Annotated in this window: 20 protein-coding genes; 8 read left to right on the plus strand and 12 right to left on the minus strand. The window is 56.4% G+C overall.

Annotated elements, in window-relative coordinates; genetic code table 11:
* Nucleotides 1-89: 89 nt before the first annotated feature.
* Complete coding sequence (locus tag FHW17_RS03975) at nt 90-482, plus strand: DUF983 domain-containing protein (RefSeq protein WP_182509249.1); 393 nt, start codon at nt 90-92, stop codon at nt 480-482.
* Between the two features lie 49 nt (nt 483-531).
* Here the strand turns inward: FHW17_RS03975 and FHW17_RS03980 are convergent, their stop codons facing one another.
* Nucleotides 532-1,272: a 3-oxoacyl-ACP reductase family protein gene (locus FHW17_RS03980; protein ID WP_112522886.1), complete on the minus strand. Its 741-nt coding sequence runs from the start codon at nt 1,270-1,272 to the stop codon at nt 532-534.
* A 101-nt stretch (nt 1,273-1,373) separates the two neighbouring features.
* On the opposite strand from FHW17_RS03980, the gene FHW17_RS03985 reads away from it, so the two are divergent.
* Entirely contained in the window at nt 1,374-1,979 is a 606-nt protein-coding gene (locus FHW17_RS03985) for a TetR/AcrR family transcriptional regulator (RefSeq protein WP_182509250.1), read from the plus strand.
* A 56-nt stretch (nt 1,980-2,035) separates the two neighbouring features.
* Here the strand turns inward: FHW17_RS03985 and rpsP are convergent, their stop codons facing one another.
* From rpsP to FHW17_RS04010, 5 genes are all read right to left on the minus strand, one after another.
* Nucleotides 2,036-2,497, minus strand: a complete 462-nt coding sequence (gene rpsP, locus FHW17_RS03990) for a 30S ribosomal protein S16 (RefSeq protein ID WP_182509251.1) — start codon at nt 2,495-2,497, stop codon at nt 2,036-2,038.
* A gap of 17 nt (nt 2,498-2,514) precedes the next feature.
* Entirely contained in the window at nt 2,515-2,823 is a 309-nt protein-coding gene (locus FHW17_RS03995) for a chorismate mutase (RefSeq protein ID WP_182509252.1), read from the minus strand.
* 2 nt (nt 2,824-2,825) lie between these two features.
* Nucleotides 2,826-4,397 (minus strand): signal recognition particle protein, encoded by a 1,572-nt coding sequence (ffh, locus tag FHW17_RS04000; protein ID WP_113095406.1) that lies wholly within the window; start codon nt 4,395-4,397, stop codon nt 2,826-2,828.
* A 244-nt stretch (nt 4,398-4,641) separates the two neighbouring features.
* Nucleotides 4,642-5,028, minus strand: a complete 387-nt coding sequence (locus tag FHW17_RS04005) for a BrnA antitoxin family protein (RefSeq protein ID WP_348643702.1) — start codon at nt 5,026-5,028, stop codon at nt 4,642-4,644.
* Nucleotides 5,009-5,284, minus strand: a complete 276-nt coding sequence (locus tag FHW17_RS04010; protein ID WP_182509253.1) for a BrnT family toxin — start codon at nt 5,282-5,284, stop codon at nt 5,009-5,011. Before FHW17_RS04010 ends, FHW17_RS04005 begins: the two co-directional genes overlap by 20 nt.
* 334 nt (nt 5,285-5,618) lie before the next feature.
* Here FHW17_RS04010 and FHW17_RS04015 point away from each other — a divergent pair, with 334 nt between their 5' ends.
* The gene (locus tag FHW17_RS04015; RefSeq protein WP_112522891.1) at nt 5,619-6,440 is read left to right on the plus strand and encodes a lytic murein transglycosylase; all 822 of its coding nucleotides are present in this window, start codon (nt 5,619-5,621) and stop codon (nt 6,438-6,440) included.
* A 57-nt stretch (nt 6,441-6,497) separates the two neighbouring features.
* Here FHW17_RS04015 and FHW17_RS04020 read toward each other — a convergent pair whose 3' ends face one another.
* The 4 genes from FHW17_RS04020 to FHW17_RS04035 form a co-directional block, all read right to left on the minus strand.
* The gene (locus FHW17_RS04020) at nt 6,498-6,908 is read right to left on the minus strand and encodes a nuclear transport factor 2 family protein (protein WP_182509254.1); all 411 of its coding nucleotides are present in this window, start codon (nt 6,906-6,908) and stop codon (nt 6,498-6,500) included.
* A 3-nt stretch (nt 6,909-6,911) separates the two neighbouring features.
* Entirely contained in the window at nt 6,912-7,580 is a 669-nt protein-coding gene (locus tag FHW17_RS04025) for a carbonic anhydrase (protein ID WP_112522893.1), read from the minus strand.
* 170 nt (nt 7,581-7,750) lie between these two features.
* Nucleotides 7,751-8,635, minus strand: a complete 885-nt coding sequence (gene pdxY / locus FHW17_RS04030) for a pyridoxal kinase PdxY (RefSeq protein WP_091879563.1) — start codon at nt 8,633-8,635, stop codon at nt 7,751-7,753.
* A 49-nt stretch (nt 8,636-8,684) separates the two neighbouring features.
* The gene (locus tag FHW17_RS04035; protein ID WP_112523117.1) at nt 8,685-8,945 is read right to left on the minus strand and encodes a hypothetical protein; all 261 of its coding nucleotides are present in this window, start codon (nt 8,943-8,945) and stop codon (nt 8,685-8,687) included.
* A 147-nt stretch (nt 8,946-9,092) separates the two neighbouring features.
* Here FHW17_RS04035 and FHW17_RS04040 point away from each other — a divergent pair, with 147 nt between their 5' ends.
* The 5 genes from FHW17_RS04040 (at nt 9,093) to FHW17_RS04060 (ending at nt 17,528) form a co-directional block, all read left to right on the plus strand.
* Nucleotides 9,093-9,704, plus strand: coding sequence for a LemA family protein (locus tag FHW17_RS04040; RefSeq protein WP_227988232.1), 612 nt, complete (start codon nt 9,093-9,095; stop codon nt 9,702-9,704).
* A gap of 60 nt (nt 9,705-9,764) precedes the next feature.
* Nucleotides 9,765-10,583 carry a YgcG family protein gene (locus FHW17_RS04045; protein WP_162703872.1) on the plus strand — a complete coding sequence of 273 codons (819 nt, stop codon included), beginning with the start codon at nt 9,765-9,767 and terminating at the stop codon, nt 10,581-10,583.
* Between the two features lie 8 nt (nt 10,584-10,591).
* Nucleotides 10,592-11,224 (plus strand): TPM domain-containing protein, encoded by a 633-nt coding sequence (locus FHW17_RS04050; protein ID WP_112522895.1) that lies wholly within the window; start codon nt 10,592-10,594, stop codon nt 11,222-11,224.
* Nucleotides 11,225-11,328: 104 nt separating this feature from the next.
* Nucleotides 11,329-16,122 carry an NAD-glutamate dehydrogenase gene (locus FHW17_RS04055; RefSeq protein WP_182509255.1) on the plus strand — a complete coding sequence of 1,598 codons (4,794 nt, stop codon included), beginning with the start codon at nt 11,329-11,331 and terminating at the stop codon, nt 16,120-16,122.
* Nucleotides 16,123-16,160: 38 nt separating this feature from the next.
* Nucleotides 16,161-17,528 (plus strand): MFS transporter, encoded by a 1,368-nt coding sequence (locus FHW17_RS04060; protein ID WP_182509256.1) that lies wholly within the window; start codon nt 16,161-16,163, stop codon nt 17,526-17,528.
* Here the strand turns inward: FHW17_RS04060 and purH are convergent.
* Both purH and FHW17_RS04070 read right to left on the minus strand, forming a co-directional pair.
* Nucleotides 17,518-19,134 carry a bifunctional phosphoribosylaminoimidazolecarboxamide formyltransferase/IMP cyclohydrolase gene (gene purH / locus FHW17_RS04065; protein ID WP_112522898.1) on the minus strand — a complete coding sequence of 539 codons (1,617 nt, stop codon included), beginning with the start codon at nt 19,132-19,134 and terminating at the stop codon, nt 17,518-17,520. The two genes, FHW17_RS04060 and purH, sit on opposite strands and share 11 nt — an antisense overlap.
* Nucleotides 19,135-19,248: 114 nt before the next feature.
* On the minus strand, nt 19,249-20,958 hold the full coding sequence (locus FHW17_RS04070; RefSeq protein WP_112522899.1) for a heparinase II/III family protein: 1,710 nt from the start codon (nt 20,956-20,958) through the stop codon (nt 19,249-19,251).
* Nucleotides 20,959-21,029 lie beyond the last annotated feature (71 nt).

Here is a 21,029-nt window from a genome sequence, read left to right on the forward strand (position 1 = left end):
TATCTATATTTCCATCAGATAGTATGTTTATTGTATGCTAATATCATAAATTATCCATACAATAAACCCATCTTGGAGAGGCAATAGCCATGTCACAGACAGGCCACTACCACGCAACAGACAATCCGATGAAAACCGGCATCCTCGGGCGCTGTCCGCAATGCCAGCAAGGGCGGCTGTTCCATGGCTTTCTCAAGCTTGCGCCGTTCTGCGAGGTTTGCGGGCTCGATTATTCCTTTGCCGATCCGGCGGATGGCCCGGCGTTCTTCGCCATGACGATCGTCGCGGTTCCGGCCATGTTGTTCGCGTTGTGGTTGCAGACAACCTACGAAGTTTCAATCTGGGTACATGTGTTCACGACGCTGCCGCTGACCCTGTTTGGAAGCCTTATCCTGCTCAGGCCGCTCAAGGGCTGGCTGGTATGCTCGCAATACTTCCACAAGGCCGAGGAAGGCCGTCTGGTACGCAAGGGCGAGCAGTAAGAGAAAAACCCGGCCGGGGATGATACCGCCCGGGTTGAGTTTCAATGGATCAGGCGTTGGCACCGCCATCGATGGTTAGCGAAGCGCCATTGATGAAGCGGCCCTCTTCACCGGCGAGAAAAGCGACAAGACCGGCGATATCCTTTGCCTGTCCAAAGCGTGGAATAGCCATGCGGGCGCGCTGTCCTTCAGCGTGATCGCCATTGGCTGGGTTCATATCCGTGTCCGTAGAGCCGGGATGAACGATATTGGCAGTGATTTCCTTCGGACCCAGATCGCGCGCCAAGGCTTTGGTCAGGCCGATCAGCGCAGCCTTGCTGGTGGAATAGGCGAGAAGGCCGGAGAACGGCACGATTTCAGCCAGATTGCTGCCGATATTGATAATCCGTCCACCCACGGGCATGTGTGCTACGGCAGCTTTTGCAGCGACAAAGCTCGCACGAACATGGATCGACATCACGCGATCAAATTCTTCCAGATCCAGCGCATCGACAGTATCCATCGAATAGACTCCGGCGCTGTTCACAAGAATGTCCAGCCGGCCGAGCTTGGCATGGGCTTCGTTGACGGCGCTCTCCACGGCTTTTGCATCGAGATTATCGGCCTTGATGGCAATGGCGCGGCGGCCGAGCTTTTCGATGGCCTTGACCGTTTCATCCGCCTTGGCCGGGGCGCTGGTGTAGGTAATGGCAATATCTGCACCATCTTCTGCCAGTTTGAGGGCAATGGCTGCTCCGATACCGCGACTGCCGCCGGTGACAAAGGCAACTTTATTGGAGAGACGAGACATCCGTTTTCCTTTATGTAACGATTGATACATAAAGCCTTGCCACCCTTGCGCCACGACGTCAAGTGATTTATGTATTGATTGTTACAAAAAAGGAGATTGCCATGACGCCGAAAGGCCGCCCACGCGCATTTGACAGGGATGCAGCCCTTGTCCGTGCCATGGAACTCTTTTGGGCCAAGGGTTATGAAGGCGCATCGATGGCAATGCTTACCGAGGCGATGGGGATCAATTCTCCCAGCCTTTACGCCTGTTTCGGCAGCAAGGCCCAACTCTTCAAAGAAGCCGTTTCGGTCTATCGCAGCCGCGTCGGTCATGAAATATGGAATGCTCTGTCGGAAGGCAAAACGGCGCGGGAGGGATTTCATAATTTCCTGAAGGAAACCGCCATTTCCTATACCCGGCCCGATCAGCCGCAGGGTTGTCTCATCGTGCTGGGTGCTTTGCATGGTTTAAGCGAAGACGATCCCATCGGGGAACTGCTGCGGGAAAACCGCCGCGAGAATGTCACCAAACTGAAGACGCGGCTGGAGCAGGGCGTAGCCGATGGGGAGCTTGGTGCTGCCACGGATTGTCAGAATATAGCAGAGTTCTACGCGACGGTGCAGCATGGCATGTCGATCACAGCCCGCGACGGTGCGACGCTTGATGGTTTGATGCGAACCGCCGATGCGGCAATGGCCGCATGGGACGGGCTTACCGCCACCTGAAAACAAAAACGGGCGGCAGAGCCACCCGTTTTGCAGTCAATGGATGAAACCGCTTATTAGCTGGCAGCTTCTTCAGTTGGTGCTTCTTCTGCAGGGGCAGCAGCAGCTTCAGCGGCAGCGGCCTTGGCGGCCTCTTCAGCAGCCTTTGCTGCTTCTGCTTCAGCAATAACCTTTGCCTTTGCATCTTCTTCAGCCTGCTTGGCCATAGCAACGCGTTCCTGAGCCTTCTTGCCCGGAAGACCCTTTTCAGGGTTGTTGCGTGTATCACGCTTGGCAATGCCAGCCTGATCGAGGAAGCGCAGAACGCGGTCTGTTGGCTGTGCGCCATGGCCGATCCAATACTGGATACGGTCAGCGTCGAGCTTTACACGGTCGCCGTCCTTGGGAAGCATCGGGTTCCATGCGCCAACGGTTTCGATGAAACGGCCATCACGCGGCGCACGAACGTCAGCGATAACGACGTGGTAGTAAGGGCGCTTCTTGGAGCCGGCACGTGCCAGGCGGATTTTCAGTGACATGGGGTATTCTCCTGTTGTTAGTTCGCGGCGTTTTCTTTGGCCGCAGTTGTTTCGTGATGTCTGATCACTTCCTTGACGATGAAGTTGAGAAACTTCTCGGCAAAATCGGGGTCGAGGTCGGCCGACTGGGCGAGCGAGCGCAGACGTTCAACCTGTCGTTTTTCGCGCGCGGGATCGGCAGCTGCGAGGCCATTCTTGGCCTTGAGCACACCCACGGCTTTCGTGCAGCGGAAACGCTCCGCCAGCATGTGGATCAGCGCTGCATCGATATTGTCGATGGAGGCGCGTAGTTCGAGCAATTCTTTTGGCAGGGAGGAAGACGTCATGATTATCCCTTCTTCTTCGGCAGACCGGGAAGCCCGCCACCAAGGCCGGGCAAACGGGGGAGGCCGCCGCCCATACCACCACCGAGACCGCTGGGCAGGCCAGGCAGGCCGCCGCCCTTGCCAAAGCCTGCGGCTTCCGCCTGCTTCTGCAAGGCCTCAAGCTGCTTCGGGTCCATCTTGGACAGGTCAGGCATACCACCCATACCACCCAGTCCGCCGAGACCCATCTTGGCGCCAATGCCACCCATCATCTGTTTCATGATGCCGCCTTTGCCTTTGCCGCCCATAGCCTTCATCATATCCGCCATCTGGCGGTGCATTTTGAGAAGCTTGTTGATGTCGGCGGCATTGGTGCCGGAGCCCTTGGCAATGCGCTGCTTGCGCGAATGTTTGAGCATATCAGGATTGGTGCGCTCGGCAGCGGTCATCGAAGAAATGATGGCCAGCTGGCGCTTGAATATGGAATCATCAAGACCGGCCGCAGCCATCTGATCCTTCATCTTGCCCATGCCGGGCATCATGCCCATGATACCGCCCATGCCGCCAAGCTTCTGCATCTGGCCGATCTGATCAGCCAGATCGTTGAGATCGAACTTGCCTGATTGCATCTTCTTGGCCATCGCCGCGGCTTTTTCCGCGTCAATGTTTTCAGCAGCTTTTTCAACGAGCGAAACAATATCGCCCATGCCGAGGATGCGGTCAGCGATACGCCGGGGATAGAACTCCTCCAGCGCATCCATCTTTTCACCGGTGGCGATCAGCTTGATTGGCTTGCCGGTAACGGCGCGCATCGAAAGGGCGGCACCGCCGCGACCGTCGCCATCCATACGTGTCAGGACGAGGCCGGTGATACCTACACGCTCATCAAAAGAGCGCGCGAGATTGACGGCGTCCTGGCCGGTCAGAGCATCGGCAACGAGAAGGATTTCATGCGGATTGGCCTTTTTCTTGATGTCGGCCATTTCGACCATCAAGGGCTCATCAATATGTGTGCGGCCTGCAGTATCGAGGATGACAACATCATGGCCGCCGAGCTTGGCAGCCTGTACGGCGCGTGCGGCGATCTCGACGGGTGTCTGACCGGCAATGATTGGCAGGGTGTCGACACCGGTCTGTACGCCAAGCTGGCGCAATTGTTCCTGTGCGGCAGGACGGCGCGTATCGAGCGACGCCATCAGCACTTTCTTCTTCGACCGTTCGGTCAGGCGCTTGCCGATCTTGCCCGTGGTGGTGGTCTTACCCGAACCCTGCAGACCAACCATCATGATGACAACGGGAGCCGGGGCATTCAGATCAATGGTGACGCCTTCGGCGCCGAGCATGTCGACCAGCTCATCATGGACGATCTTGACGACCATCTGGCCGGGCTTGATGCTTTTGAGGACTTCGGCGCCAACGGCCTTGGCCCGCACCTTGTCGGTGAACGAGCGAACCACATCAAGGGCAACGTCAGCTTCGATGAGTGCCCGGCGCACTTCGCGCAAAGCCGCCGCGACGTCGGCATCCGACAACGCGCCACGGCCGGTCAGGCCATTCAAAATCGAACCTAGTCGTTCCTGTAAGCTCTCAAACATCCGTTTTCCTCTATCTTCCGGGGAACTGTTTCCCTGAAAGGTAAGCATCCTCCGCGCCAAAGCCCATACCCAAACGAGGCTCAAAGCAAAAATGCACCCGAGGGCGCATCGCGCTGTCGGGTGTTGACCTCCGGGATCGTCGAACCCTTGCGGGGTCCCGGTCGGCTGCTCGGAGTTTGGAACTCGTCGCGGATTGATGGGCGGCTTAAACAGGAAATATGGTGAAGAGTCAAGGTAGACGCAGTTACGCGCGTTTTTTCAACCCTGCTGCTTTGCGCAGGACATCATCAATACGGCTCTGCCAACCGGGCCCGCTCGAACGGAAATAATCAACCACATCCGGGCTGAGGCGAATGGAGACCGGGGTTTTTGTAATATCCGCAAGTGGTCGACCGGGCTTGCGTCTGCTCAACTCGGTGATGAGGACAGTGTCCGGATCGTCCAAAGCCGCTTTGGTAAGCGCTGCGTCTTCTTCGACGCTAAGAGACTTGGCATAAGCCTTCGCAGCCGCGATGGCTTCCTCGCGGGTTTTTTGCTTATATGCTTTGGGCGATACCACCATTGTTACCAATCCTGTCTGTTGATTGAAAACAATGTCAGTGCCGGACGTATCACGCTTCTGATTTGACATATTCATCCGCTTCCTTCCGAGATGCTCTACGCAGCGAGATAACGCGAATGGATGTTCCTCTCATTGTGTAGATGAGCGCGTAAAGTTTACCCTCGAGAACGCCAATGGCGACGATACGTTCTTCACCATAGATATTTTGGTCTGCGAGCCACTCGATCGCGGTCTCAAACTCAAAATAGCGAACATCTTCAAAGGCCACGCCGTGTTTGCGCAGGTTGTGGTTAGCCTTTTCGTTATTCCATTCGAATTTACGCATGAAAACCGCTGCAGTCAATAATTATTGTATATACAAAAATATAATCAAATTTCAAAAGTTTGGCTTAGTTTACCGGCGAAAACGCAAATGGCTTCTCATCAATAGGTCTAACTGCACCGAATCAAACGCTGAAACGAGCAACTCAGGATTGTATCTTGTGCGTCTGCACAGCGTGGAGGAGAACCGCAGATTGCGTGCGCGAAAGGACAATATTCATCGAGAATGAAGAGAATAAGCCCAGTTTCATCAAGTATTGCTGCATTCTGGCAGATGACAGGATGATGGAAAAATGGCAGATAGCATCAGGGACGATTAAACTTTTAAGGAGATTTCCATGGCATTTGTTGCCAAAGGCAGATTTTTTGCTGGTGTAGCGACCGCGCTTCTCGTGATGGCAGGAGCAGCTCAGGCAGCACCTCAGTGTGGCAACAATTCTGCTGGATTTCCGGCCTGGGTTGAACAGTTCAAACAGGAAGCCAAGTCGCAGGGTATTGGCGGTAGGGGGCTGGGCGCTCTCAACAACCTGACCTATTCAACCAAGACAATAGCGCTGGACCGCAATCAGAAGAGCTTCAAATACTCGCTCGACAAGTTCATGCAGGTGCGTGGTGCGCAGACGATCGTGTCGCGCGGCAAGGCGCTGAAAACCCAGAATGCGGCTCTCTTTGCCAGCATTGAGAAACGCTATGGCGTGCCTGCCGGCCCAATCATTGCGATCTGGGGCATGGAGACGGGTTTTGGTGCCGTCCTGGGCAGCCAGCACACGCTATCTGCGGTAGCAACGCTGGCTTATGATTGCCGTCGCAGCGATTATTTTCGTGAGCAGCTCTATGCGGCATTGAAGCTTGTCGATCACGGTGATCTGGCCCCTGATGCGCGCGGCGCGTTGCATGGGGAAATTGGCCAGACCCAGTTCATGCCCGCCAATGTTCTGAAATATGGTGTCGATGGTGATGGCAGCGGTCATATCGACATGGTCCGTTCCAAGGCTGACGCCTTGGCCTCCACGGCAAATTTCCTTGTCGGGCATGGCTGGCAGCGCGGTGCTGGATACCAGCCTGGGGAGCCCAGCTTCGCAGCAATCCAGGGTTGGAATTCGGCCACTGTCTATCAGCAGGCCATTGCAATCATCGGCGCACAGATCGACGGCAAGTAAGGCTTTTTCCACAATTGCAGTGAATTCAAAGGCCGGTGCTCAGCATCGGCCTTTTGTTTAAAATCCTTCGCAGGTCTCGCTAATGGCCCCCTGTGCGCTGGCGCTGATCTTGCCGTTGCGAAAACTGAATATTTCGCGGGAATAGGTGGTGTTGTCAGGAAACTCGTAACAAACGAACATCGTCAGTTTGCCATTTTCCATCCCGCCAAGCCTGTGCTTGATCGTCGTGCCTTTTACCGCGTGTTCCCATTCGTCGAGGGAGCCGAGGAATTCGCGCTTGGTCTGCTCGATCTCCTGATCTTCAAGCACGATTATCGCGTCATCGGTGAGAAGGTCGGCAAATTCAGATCTGTTTGCCGTATCGAGTGCCTTGTACCAGCGCTCGACAAGAACTTCGGGGGTGTCTTCGGCAAACGAAGGCACCGCAAAGCTGAGAAGCAATGCGAAAACGATAGCCAGTTTCTGCATAGGCTATTGGCCCGGTTGCAGGTCGACCGATTCCGGATCGGGCCGCAAGAAATCCCCGGTTTCAGGGTTCATCACCCAAAGCTCCCCTGTGGAAATATCGAACCATGCGCCGTGTAGGGTAAGACGCCCCTTCTTTTCCAGAATGTCGACGCAGGGGAAGCTGCGCAGGTTCCGGAGGGAATAGCGAATGGAAATGCGCTCCAGTGCAGTCTGGCGCTCAAATGGGGTCATAAGTTCATTGGCGGCGACGGCTTCGGCTGCCGGAGCAACAAGGCTCATCCATTTGCCAATGAAATCACCGGGAGATAATGGTTTGCTCTCCGTATCAAGCGCCGCCTTGATGCCGCCGCAGCGTCCATGGCCCAGAACAACAATGTTTTTCACTTTCAGACTTTGTACCGCAAATTCCAGCGCCGCCGACGTGGAGTGATATTCACCATCAGGCTCAAAGGGTGGCACAAGATTAGCCACATTGCGGATAACGAAAATCTCGCCGGGGCTGGTGTCGAAGATGATTTCCGGGGCGGCACGCGAGTCGCAACAGGCGATAACGAGCGTCTCAGGGGTTTGGCCCTGTTCGGCCAACTGACGGTAGCGCATGGTTTCATTGGCATAACGCTGCGCCATGAAGTTGCGATAACCGGTGAGCAGTTTCTCAGGAAGCATGGTCATGATGGTGCATTAATCCCGATTGAAGGGAAGATCAATTGGTCTTGTGCCAGTTTGCACGGAGCTCAAATGCGAGATTCCAGAATAGGACAGTTTTGCGGCGTGTCACTGAAATTACAGCAAAAGCCCCGTGTCGAAACCGCGCAGGACGATTGCTGCAATCGCTGACAGGATCAGGCACGGATGCCTTTGCTTGGATGAACGAGGTGGCGCATCTGGATCATGGCCATCGGGCTGGAGAGGCTGGATGCATCCGCTTCGAGCATCAATTCATCCGCTCCACGCTTTGCCGAGCGCGCCATGATCTCAAAGACCGATGCGGTGGTTCGCTGCAATATCTGCTCGTGATCAAGGCCCGCCAGCATACGCGCAAGGAAGAGTGCGGAGGTCAGATCGCCAAGTCCGTTGGTTGGACCGTTTACAAGGCGATGCTCGGCAAGCATGGCGAAAGAATGCGTGACCAGAAGATTGCCGGTGCCGCCGGCAAGCATGGGATGGGCTGATGTCACCAGCATTGTTCCGGGGCCCGCATGAAGGGCGGCCTGCATGATTGCCTTGTTGTCAGGCAGATCAGCACCGGCGAGCCAGGCAAGTTCAAAACGGTTTGGCGTTGAAATATCAGCCAGTGGCATAAGCTCATCGCGAATGCCGATTGCTGTTGCTTCGGGAACGTAGAGCCCTTTTGTATCACCTATGACAGGATCGCAGAGGTAGAGCACATCCTTGTTCTGACTTTTGATCTTCTTGATCAGGCGGGCGACCGATGCAGCCTGTGCGGCATTGCCGAGATAACCGGTCATAACGGCCCGCACTTCACCCAGCCACGGCGCCCGCTCCAGATCGGCAATCAGATCATCGAACTGCTGCGGTTCGGGCACAATGCGCTTGGCCGGTCCATGCCCCGGATGCCAGGGCAGGATAACGGTTGGGACGGCCCAGACGGGATGTCCAAGGGTTTCAAGAGCAAATACCGCCGCGCGGTTGCCGACAGAACCACGCACGACATGGCTTGAAATGACGATGACAGCATTGGAGGAAGGAGCAACGGAACCGGTCATGGAAATACTCGTAAAAGAGTTCGGAAAAGCGGGGGATGAATTCGGAGCCTCAGCTTTTGCCGGTGATGGAACTGATCAACCAGATAAACATGGCTATCAATACTAGCAATCCCAGAACGCGACCAATGCGCGTTCCCCATATCTCGATCGGATCGGCAGCATCAGCATCTTCCGCAGTAAAATGCCCCTTGGTCCTGTTCACAGTCCGCTCAACCGCCGACTTTGCGCCGGGATTGGTCTCAAGGCTGATGCGCTCCAGAATCCGCTTCGATTCTGTTACAGTCTGACGCTCTTTGTCATTTGCAGCCATGGCGATTCCGCTTGATCCCTGTTGCAAGGCAGCATAGCGCTTTGCCAGTTCCTTTTGCAGCAAAAAATGGCTACGTTCGGACTGCTTCGTTCCAAAATGACCAGTTGGTCGGGAAAATGAGTAATGAGGAGAGGGTTTATGCAAAAAATGACGTCTTCGACCGGCTTTTTGCCACGCAATGTCTTTTCGGTTCTGGCTCTCGTCGTTCTCGTGCCGCTGCTGTCCGCATGCGGTTTCAATACGATCCCGACCAATGAAGAGCAGGCCAAGGCCGCATGGAGCGAAGTGCTGAACCAGTATCAGCGCCGCGCAGATCTCATTCCCAATCTGGTTGAAACCGTCAAAGGTTATGCGGCTCAGGAAAAAGATGTGCTGACGTCAGTGGTCGAAGCGCGCGCGAAGGCGACCTCGATACAGGTGACGCCCGATACGCTGAAAGACCCCAATGCCTTCAAGGCATTTCAGGACAATCAGGCCAACCTTTCCGGTGCCCTGTCGCGGCTTCTGGCTGTGGTCGAAAACTATCCTGATCTGAAATCCAATCAGAACTTCCTCGCCTTGCAGTCGCAGCTGGAAGGCACTGAAAACCGCATAGCGGTGGCCCGCCGCGACTATATCGAAGCGGTACGCGTCTATAATACATCGCTCCGGACCATGCCGACGATCATCTGGACATGGATCTGGTATACAAACAGCCAGCCCTATCAGACATTCACAGTTGACGATTCCGTCAAGCAGACGCCTCAAGTCAAATTCTAGGCTTTCAGAATGCGCACCAAGCGCCAAAGCGCTGACATAGCCGTACGAGACCCTTGGTTGATGAGGATTTCGTACGGTCTGCTTTTGACTGTAACGCTGCTCGGGCTGTTTCTGGGTCACGCCTTTGCGGCAGACCTTCCAGCGCTCACGGGACGGGTGGTGGATGGCGCCAATGTCATTGACGCCGCGACCCGTGATGCGATCACGCAGAAACTGGCGGCATTCGAGGCGAAATCCTCGGATCAGGTGGTTGTAGTCACTGTGCCAAGTCTTGATGGCGAGGCGATCGAGCCCTATTCCAACCGGCTCTACCGTGCTTGGGCGCTTGGCCAGAAGCAGGAAAACAACGGCGTACTTCTCGTCGTGGCACCCAATGATCGCAAGGTGCGTATTGAAGTCGGCTACGGACTGGAAGGGACGCTGACGGACCTTCTGTCAAAACTTATCATCGAGAATGCTATTATTCCCGGCTTTCGCTCAGGGGATTATTCCGGTGGTATAGCGCGCGGCGTGGACGATATTCTGAAAGTGCTTTCGGGCGATGCAGCCGAACTTGAAGCGCGGGCCAAGCGAAATATCAAGGACGAATCCTCTAATATTGACTGGTTCGGGGTCATTTTCATCTCGATCTGGGTCATTATTTTCTTCGGCGGGTTCGGCATGGCCATCCTGGCCCCTGTCTTCGGCCAGAAAATTGGCCCCGGTCGCTACAGATGGCTTGGCATGGACATTGACACGCGATCATCGGGCTCTGGGGGTGGTTCCGGTGGAGGGTGGTCGTCAGGCGGCGGCGGATGGTCTTCCGGTGGCGGTGGGGGCGGCGGCTTTTCGGGTGGAGGCGGATCATCCGGCGGCGGCGGTGCATCGGGAGGCTGGTAGGAGAGAGCATGTCAGTGATGAATGATGACGATCATGCCCGTATTGCCGCAGCAATCCGCGATGCAGAGAGCCGGACGAGCGGCGAAATCTATGCGGTACTCGCCCGCAGCAGCGACAGCTATTTCTTCGTTGCCGGCTTTGCCGTTACGGTTGGCATTCTTGTTGCAGCCATCATCGTGGCGCTGGCGGCCCATTGGTACTGGTTCACCATCTCATTGCCGCTCTTTGGCCTGGCGATCCTTGCTGCTTTCGCGACTGCCATTCTGCTGCTGCGACTCATACCCGGCCTTAGCCTGCGGTTTGTTCCCAAGCGCATTCTCTACCAGCGCGCGCATCTCAATGCGGTCCAGCAGTTTCTGACGCGCAATGTACACCTCACAGAAAAGCGCACGGGCATCCTGCTGTTTGTATCGCTGGCGGAGCGTTATGCGGAAGTTGTGGCCGATGCCGGTATCAATGCAAAAGTGGCTCAGGAAGAATGGAATGGCATTGTCACAATCCTGACAGATCATGCGGCGCAAGATGACCATGCTTCCGGTTTTCTCAAGGCTATTCAACAGGCGGGGCGGCTGCTGGAAACACATTTTCCGGCAGGTCCCGATAACGTCAACGAACTCGATGACCATCTGGTCGAATTGTAACCTGCAATGTCATGCGAATTTTATGTCTGGCGTGCAGTTTGCGGTCGAAAATGCAATTTCAGTGGCTATGATCAGCCAAAATGCCGATTCAGGGAGAGATTCTGATGGCTTCAACGAAAAAATCGGGCGCAAAAGCCGCTCCGAAGTCAAAAACAGCAAAAGCCACGAAAGAAAAGAAGCAAGCACCCGGCTTGTTTGAGGACCTGCTGTTTGCCCGTGCGCCAGCGGAAGACCTCGCAGATTATGACGCTGGTGCCTTGACGGCTTCTGCCAAGCTTGCCGAGGACGCGCTGCGGCGGTTCAAAACGGGCAGCCCGCTGATCGATCTTTCCGATGGCAATGCTGTTTATCGTGATGGTCGGCCAGTTACCGTTGTCACATTGATCAATGACAATATGCCCTTCCTGCTCGACTCGGTTCTCGGCGAAATCAGTGAACGGGTCAGTTCCGTCTATCTGGTCCTGCATCCGGTGATGGATGTCGACAAGAAAAGCGGTTCGGTTATTGGCGCTGCAGGTCCGGATAAGCCCGGCAAGGACGAAGCGCGCGTCTCGGTGATGCAGATTCATGTACCGGCGCTCGACGCTCCTGCCCGCGAAATCCTCGTTGAGGCTTTGACAACTGTGCTTCGGCATGTGCGTGAGGCTGTCAATGACCGCGCCGCCATGGTCGCTCGTCTTGATGACGCTATCGAAACCTACAGGACTGGCAAGACACCCATGAAGAAAGCGGCTGCGGAAGAAGCGGTCGAGTTTCTGGAATGGCTACGCGACAATAACTTTACCTTCCTCGGCGTTCGCGAGTACGATTATCAGGGGGACAATAGCCAGGGTGAGCTGGAACGTTCGGGTAAAACCGGCCTCGGTATCCTGCGCGATCCGGATGTCCGCGTGCTCAAACGTGGCAATCAGGGCGTGACGACCACGCCGCAGATCATTGCGTTCCTCACGGGTCCCGAGCCGCTGATCGTCACAAAGGCGAATACCAAGTCGCTGGTGCATCGCCGCGGTTATATGGATTATATCGGTGTCAAGACGTATGACGCACAGGGCAAGGTGAGCGGCGAATTGCGGTTCGTTGGTCTGTTTACCTCAGGGGCCTATACGCGCTCCGTGCTGAAAATCCCCTATCTCCGGTCAAAGACGGAAGCGGTCATCAGCCGTCTCGGCTTCAACCGCGAGGATCACTCAGGCAAACAGCTGATCAAGGTCCTTGAGAGCTATCCACGCGATGATCTTTTCCAGATCGACGTCAAGACATTGACCCGCAATGCCGAAATCATTCTGGCACTTGGCGAGCGTCCACGTGTGCGCGTCCTGCCGCGCATTGATCCATTTGGCCGGTTTGCCTCGATTATCGTTTATGTTCCGCGTGAACGGTACGATTCCATCGTGCGTGAGAAAATGGGTTCCTATTTCGCGGCTGTCTATGAGGGGCATGTTTCCGCCTATTACCCGGCGTTTCCCGAGGGCAATCTGGCCCGCGTTCATTTTATCATCGGCCATGCGGATAATGATTTTCCGAAAGTCAAACGGGAGGTTCTCGAAGAGACTGTTCGTTCCATTGTCCGTACCTGGGAAGATGCGGTGGCCGAGGTTGGCGACCGCAGCGGCCTTGCCGAGTTTTCGTCACTTGCCGCAGCGTTTCCGGATTCCTACCGCGAAAACTTTTCGCCGGATGAGGCGCTGGTTGATGCCAGCCGCATTGCCGGACTGTCGCGTACCAATCCGCTGTTCGTTGATTTCTACCGCCACCGGACAGACGGTCCCAATGCCGCATCGCTGAAAATCTATCATTATGGCTCAGCTGTCGCCCTGTCCCAGCGTGTGCCGTTGCTTGAGAATATGGGTTTCCGCGTGATCAGCGAGCAAACCTTTGCCCTTCCCGCTGCGGATGGAAGCCCGCTCTTCGTGCATGATATGGAATTGGTCAGCACATCGGGCTCGCCGATCGATCTCAGGGACAATGGCGATCTGTTCGAAGATGTGTTCCGCAATATCTGGGGCGGTGCTTCCGATAATGACGGCTACAACGCACTTGCGTTAACGGGGCAATTGACGGCACGCCAGATCATCATTCTGCGCGCTTACGGCCGCTATCTGCAACAGGCGGGTATTCCCTATTCGCAGGATTTTATCGCAATAGCGCTTAATCGTTATCCAGAGATTGCCAAGCAATTGTTTGGTCTGTTTGAACAGAGGCTTGATCCGAAAAAGGGTGCAACGGTTCAGTCCGAGCGCAAGCAGGCAACAATCCGCGCTGCTATTGAAGAGGCGCTTCAAGGGGTTCCAAGTCTTGATGATGACCGCATCCTGCGTCGCTTCCTCAACCTGATTGAATCGACCCTGCGCACCAATGCCTTTGCACCGGAGGAAGATGGCAGCGAGCGTGTGACACTGGCCTTCAAGCTTGATCCGCGGGCCCTCGATGATTTGCCGGAGCCACGGCCCTATCGCGAAATCTTTGTCTATGGTCCGGAGGTCGAGGGTGTACACCTGCGCTTTGGCCCTGTTGCCCGTGGCGGGTTGCGCTGGTCTGACCGTGCGCAGGATTACCGCACGGAAGTACTGGGTCTGGTCAAGGCGCAGCAGGTCAAGAACGCTGTTATTGTGCCTGTTGGTGCCAAGGGCGGGTTCTACCCCAAGCGCCTGCCGACCGGTGGCGACCGCAATGTAATCTTTGAAGCGGGCCGTTCTGCCTACATCACGTTCATTGCAACGCTGTTGTCGGTCACGGACAATCTGCACGGTGAAACGGTTGTTCCGCCTGATAATATCCTGCGGCTCGATGGTGACGATCCTTACTTCGTCGTTGCTGCCGACAAGGGCACGGCAACCTTCTCCGACACGGCCAATGCCATCAGCCAGGCACATGATTTCTGGCTGGATGATGCGTTTGCATCGGGTGGTTCTGCGGGCTACGACCACAAGAAGATGGGCATTACCGCCCGTGGTGCATGGGAAGCCGTGAAGCGGCATTTCCGCGAAATCGGTACGGATATCCAGAAAGTGCCATTTGTGGCTGTGGGTGTCGGCGATATGTCCGGCGACGTCTTCGGCAATGGCATGTTGCTTTCGCCGCAGACAAAACTGGTGGCGGCATTCGATCACCGCGATATTTTCATTGATCCCGAGCCAGACGTCAAAGCCAGCCTGAAAGAGCGGCAGCGACTGTTCAATCTGCCGCGCTCCAGCTGGCAGGACTACGACAAGTCGAAGATTTCGGCAGGGGGCGGGGTGTTCTCGCGTTCGCAAAAGTCGATCACGCTGTCGAAAGAAGCTGCCAAGGTCATTGGTCTTGCCAAGACCACGGCAACGCCATTCGAGATCATGACAGCGATCCTGAAAGCGCCTGTTGATCTCCTGTGGTTCGGTGGTATCGGCACCTATATCCGCTCGAGTTTCGAGAATGATGCGGAAGTTGGCGACCGCGCCAATGATGCGATCCGCATTACCGGACTGGATGTGCGGGCTAAAGTCATTGGCGAGGGTGCCAATCTGGGCGTCACCCAAAAGGCGCGTATCGAATTTGGTCTTGCTGGCGGACGCTGCAATTCGGACGCTATCGATAATTCGGCCGGTGTGAACACATCCGACGTCGAGGTCAATATCAAGATTGCGCTGGCGCAGGCCATGCGTTCCGGAAAATTGCAACGCGACAAGCGCGACAAACTTCTGGAGTCGATGACGGAAGAGGTCGGCGATCTTGTTCTGCGGAACAATTACCTGCAAACGCTGGCGCTGTCGCTTGCCCAGCGCCGTGGCCTGGCTGATCTTGCCTATCAGGCGCGATTCATGAGTGACCTCGAAGCCCGCAAGCTGCTCAATCGCAAGGTTGAAACTCTGCCTGACGATAAGGTGCTGGCGGAACGTCAGGCCGATGGTATTGCGCTCAGCCGCGCGGAACTCGGTGTCCTACTCGCCTATGCCAAGATCGTTCTGTTGGATCAGTTGCTGGCGAGCAATCTGCCTGATGATCCTTATCTCGAACGGGAGCTGCTTGATTATTTCCCGCGCCAGATGAAGGAAGGTTTCGGCGAGGAAATCCGCACCCATCGCCTGCGCCGCGAAATCATCGCTACACAGCTGGCCAATGACATTATCAACCGGGGTGGACCAACCTTTGTCAGCCGCCTTTCCGACCTGACGGGGCAATCGGCATCGGATATCGTCCGGGCCTATGTCATCGTTCGTGACGGTTTTGAGGTTGATGCCCTGTTTGCCGACATTGATGCGCTCGACAATGCGCTGCCCGGTGATGTCCAGAATGGTCTCTATGCGAAGGTGGCGCAGATGCTGAACTGGACGACCGCATGGGTTCTGCGCAACAGGACAGGCGGTGTGGGTCTGCAGGCGGCGATTGAGGAAATCAAGGGTGCGCGCAGTGCCTTGCAGCCAAAACTGGAAAAGCTGCTGCCCGTATCCATGAGCAACCAGATCCGCGACGATACGGCAGTCTATGCAACGCAGGGCGCACCTGCACCACTGGCAGCCCAGCTTGCCCGGTTGGAGATTGCGCCGATCATCCCTGATATCGCCGCAGTAGCGCAGCAGGCGGGCATTGATATTGCCAGTGCGGCCAAAGCTTATTTCGATATTTCCGAAGCTTTCCGCATCGGGCGCATCGAAGAGGCGGCACGCGGTGTCTCTGTCGCTGATTATTATGACGGGCTTGCACTTGCGCGTGCCACCGACCTCATATCGCAGGCACGCCGGGGCATTGCTGCTGCGGCGCTCAGCGAATATGGCAAGAAGCCAGACCCAGCCAAGGAGTGGCTCGCCGGGCGGGGTATGCGGGTCGATGAAGTGCGTCAGCGTATGGCAAACATTGTCGAAGGCGGAGACCTGACCGTATCGCGACTTGCTGTTGCCGCTGGATTGCTTTCCGATCTGTCCTAGACAAAACTAGGACACCGGATCAGGGGGAAGGAAACGAAATGGCTGCGTCTAAACGGGGCATCTGGGGATGGATGCTCTTCGACTGGGCGGCGCAGCCATTTTTTACTGTCGTTACAACCTTTATTTTCGGCCCCTATTTCGTCGCGCGGATGGCTGATGATCCCGCCATCGGCCAAGCTGCGTGGGGCTATGGCATTGCCATATCCGGCCTTATCATTGCTGTACTTTCCCCTGTCCTTGGCTCCATTGCCGATCAGTCCGGCGCGCGAAAACCTTGGATCGGCTTCTTTGCCGTCATCCAGATCGTTGCCCTGTCAATGCTGTGGTTTGCAGCGCCGGGTTCAAGCCTGATTGTACCGCTGATCTTCTTTTCATTGGCCTCGATTGCGGCTGAATTCTCCATCGTCTTCAACGATTCCATGATGCCCCGGCTGGTGCCGGAAAAAGATATAGGCCGTATCTCCAACATGGCGTGGGGCCTTGGTTATCTCGGCGGCATGATCGCGCTGATCTTTGTCGTTGCCTTCATGGCTGGTTCGCCCGAGACGGGAAAAACCATGCTGGGATTGAACCCGATCCTTGGCCTCGATCCTGCGACAGGAGAGGGAGATCGCGCAACCGGCCCTCTATCGGCTCTCTGGTATCTGGTTTTCGTACTGCCCATGTTCCTGTTTACACCCGATAGCGCCAAGGGATTGCCTGTCGGCAGGGCGGTGCATATGGGGATCGCCGAACTGAAATCCACCATTGGCGAGGTGCGTCAGCGTCCCGGTATTCTGCGCTTTCTTATTGCGCGAATGATCTATCAGGATGGTGTCAATGCACTGATTGCGCTTGGTGGGGCCTTCGCTGCAACCATGTTCGGCTGGGCGACAGCAGAGATCGGCATTTACGGTATCATCCTCAATGTCATCGCGATTTTTGGCTGCCTTGCTGCGAGCTACCTCGACACCCGGATTGGATCAAAGGTGGTTGTGGTCATTTCACTGGTGCTTTTGACCATCGCGACAATCGGCATCGTCTCGACCGGACCGGGCTACACGCTGTTTGGTCTTCTGCCGCTCAATGGCGCAGATACGGGCGGGTTGTTTGGAACGCCGGCGGAGAAAGCCTTCATCGTCTTCGGGCTTCTCATCGGTGTCGCTTTCGGGCCCGTGCAGGCGTCGTCGCGCTCCTATATGGCGCGCAGCGTCTCGGTCGATGAGGCTGGCCGCTATTTCGGCATCTATGCCCTTTCAGGGCGGGCAACGAGTTTTCTCGCGCCATTTGTGGTTGCAACAGTCACTGCAGTTAGCGGGTCGCCACGCCTTGGCATGGCGATGATCATTGTCTTCCTGCTGGCCGGACTGGCTGTCCTGTTGCGAACACCCTATCCGGCCGCCGTTCCGGTAAAACCTAGTGCCTGAAATGGCGCATCCCTGTGAACACCATGGCAATGCCATGTTCATCGGCTGCTGCAATGACATCCTCATCCCGCATGGAACCACCTGGCTGGATAACGGCGGTGGCACCAGCAGCAACTGCCGATAGCAAACCATCGGCGAAGGGGAAGAATGCATCGGAAGCCACGACCGAACCCTTGGTGAGCGGCGTCGCCAATCCAGCGGCCTCGGCAGCATCTTCGGCCTTACGGGCAGCAATGCGGGCTGAATCAACGCGGCTCATCTGACCGGCGCCGATGCCAACGGCTGCGCCGTCCTTTACATAGACAATGGCATTGGACTTCACATGTTTGGCGATACGGAACGCCAGCTTCAGATCGATCATTTCCTGTTCGGTTGGTGCGCGCTTGGTGACAACCTTCAAATCGAGATCGTCAACCACGCCGCTATCCCGCGACTGGACAAGAATGCCGCCCGCAACGGTTTTGGCAGTGATGCCGGAGGCACGCGGATCAGGCAGGCCGCCGGTAACAAGCAGGCGAAGGTTTTTCTTGGCCGCAACGATTGCCTGTGCTTCCGGCGTTGCATCGGGCGCTATGATGACTTCCGTGAAAGTCTTGACGATTTCCTCGGCAGCGTCTGCATCGAGTGTCTTGTTGAGCGCAACAATGCCACCGAAAGCCGACACGGGATCACAGGCCAAAGCTTTGAGATAGGCTTCCTTCAGCGTTGCACCTTCAGCCACACCGCATGGGTTGGCATGTTTGATAATCGCAACAGCCGATGTGCGTGCGGGATCAAATTCGGCAACGAGTTCGAAAGCGGCATCCGTATCATTGATGTTGTTGTAGGAAAGCTGCTTGCCCTGCAGCTGGGTTGCGGTGGCAACGCCAGGGCGCTTTTCGCCGGTGAGGTAAAAACCTGCTGACTGGTGCGGGTTTTCGCCATAGCGCATGACCGAGTGCAGATGACCGCCGATGGCGCGGCGCGAAGGTGTTTCGGTCATCAGCGCTTCGGCAAACCAGCCCGAGATAGCCGCATCATAGGTGGCGGTGCGGGCATAGGCCTTGGCGGCAAGGCTCTGACGGAAGGAGTAAGGCAGCGATCCTTCGTGCTTGTCGAGCATGGCGATGACCATCTCGTAGTCGCCCGTATCCGTAACCACGCCGACATAGGCATGGTTCTTGGCGGCAGCACGGATCATGGCTGGACCACCAATGTCGATATTCTCGACAATATTGGCATAGTCAGCGCCCGAGTGGCGGACTTCTTCAAAGGGATAGAGATTGATGACGGCAAGGTCGATAGCGCCGATGCCGTGCGCTTTCATTGCGTCGGCGTGTTCAGGATCATCACGCACGGCCAAAAGACCGCCATGCACCTTGGGATGCAGGGTCTTGACGCGGCCATCCATGATCTCAGGAAAATCGGTGATCTCAGAAACATCCGTAACCGGAATGCCTTCAGCTGCGATGGTCTTGGATGTGCCGCCTGTCGAAAGGATTTCAATACCGTGACGGTGCAGCGCATGGGCGAGCGCGGTAAGGCCCGCCTTGTCGGAAACGGAAATGAGCGCGCGCTTGACGGGATGAAGGTTCGGAGCGGGAATGGATTTTGCAGTGACGGCCATGGGAGAATTCGTCCTCAGCGGAAAAGTTTGGGGGATTTGGACAGCCGGTTAGCACAGGCTGTCTCAGAATCCTACTTCTGATCGCAGTTTTGGAGGAATCGCAGCAGTTTTCCCCTAGCCATAGGCTCCAAGGGCCGTCCGGGTGAATTGCCATTCAACTTCAGGCAGCTGCGACGCATTCAGCGAAAGCGTGATCTGACGGGTTTTGACCGGGCCACGGAAACCGGCAAAGAAGAGCGAGTCTTCAATGAAGGGCTGAACCGTAGCGGAGAACATCCAGATATCATCATTGTCCACCTGCAGGATGATCAGGCCGTTATCATCGACGCTGACACTGACCGATGGATGAAGATGAAAACGGATAACCACGTTCTCACGGCCGGTTCCGCGCAGGGGGTTGCGGCCTGCGGCAAAGAAACTGTCAATGCCTTCGATAACGCTGCCATTGTGCGACAGGACAATCTGGCGTTCGTGATAGATGCCGAATGGTCTGATATAGCCATTATGGTTGGCAACAAAGCCGACGGCACCGGGCCGCTCGATCCGTTCCACATTGACCTTTGTCGGCCCGGCAATGATCGGGGTGCCGATCATGGTGGAAAGACCGGAGGTTGCGCTGAAACGGCATGATGAGGTGTCGTTGAGTGTTGCGGTGGAATGGGCGGCCGTGGAGCGCGCAAGCGGGCGAAACTCTTCGGGGCCATAGCGGTCAACACCGGCATTGACCACGTAGCGGTTGCGCCCGGAGGACATTTCGAAAGAAAGACAACCCGCATGGGCATCGCGCGATGCAGTCACCGGCGGTGCAAGTCCTGTATCGGCAATGATGGTGGTTGAATCCATCGACAGCCGCTCATAGCCGGAATGCACCGCGTGCGTCAGCGGCAGGCCGCCAATATCATCGTGGCGCAGAACGGCGATAACACGCTCTGGCATTGTGGCGCCGACACCGTTGAACAGGGCGAGATTGCCGTCGTGATGGCGGAAGAAGCGCAATGCGGGCAGCATGCGTTCGATGGCTTCCAACAGCGCTTTCGGCGGCGCTTCCGTGCCGCTGGCATAGGTCTGGCGGAGCGGAAGAAGGTCAGCCAGAAGTTCAAGCACTGTCAGCGGATTGCGCGAAATATGTCCGCCGTCAGGCAGTATCTGACGGACAAGTTCAAATTCGAGATTGCGGCGGGCGGAGCGGGCGGTATTTGATGAAACAGGCAGGGCCAGCGCGGCAAAGGCGAGCGCAATGCGCGCACGCAGCTTCTCTTCGCCATCATCCATGACGGCAGCCATAGTGCGAAGGTAGCGCACCTGTGTAGCGAGTGAGCGCATGAACTGGCGGTAGGCGCGTAAATCCGCGCCGGCCAGAATAAGGCTGGAATGCTGCAGCCAAGCGATAATGCGTTGAGCCGTTACTTCAGGCGTCCATGCCGGTCCACCAATTGAGCGGCCATGGCTGGTGATCCAGTCGCTGAGCAGCGCGCGGGCATTGGCTGTCGCAAGCTCGGTGCCGGAGGCGCGCATATGGCGCAGCCAGCCGAAATTGTGCAGGGCAGCCTGCCATGCGGCATTGGGTGGCTCAACGATGAAGGGAGAACGGCCACCGGTTTCCACCACCCGCCCGGCGAGGGCAAAGCGTCCATGATAAAACTCTTCGGCCAGTTGCGGGTCGGCGGGTCGCAAATCCTGCGGGGCAATCAGCACGCGCTCCGGTGTGAAACCGGTAAAACGCCAGCGAAACAATGGACCCATGCGCAAGCGCCTGCGAAAACGGCGCCACAATTGCGCAGTCGCAAGTCCCCACAGTTGCGGTGTTTCGCTAAACGCGACCATCTCGCGGCATTTCCTCGCTTCGCCGCGTTCCGGCGCACTTCAGTCTGCTTTCGCGAAACACGTCCCGCATG

Source organism: Phyllobacterium sp. P30BS-XVII, from assembly GCF_014138335.1.
GTDB classification, from domain to species: domain Bacteria; phylum Pseudomonadota; class Alphaproteobacteria; order Rhizobiales; family Rhizobiaceae; genus Phyllobacterium; species Phyllobacterium meliloti.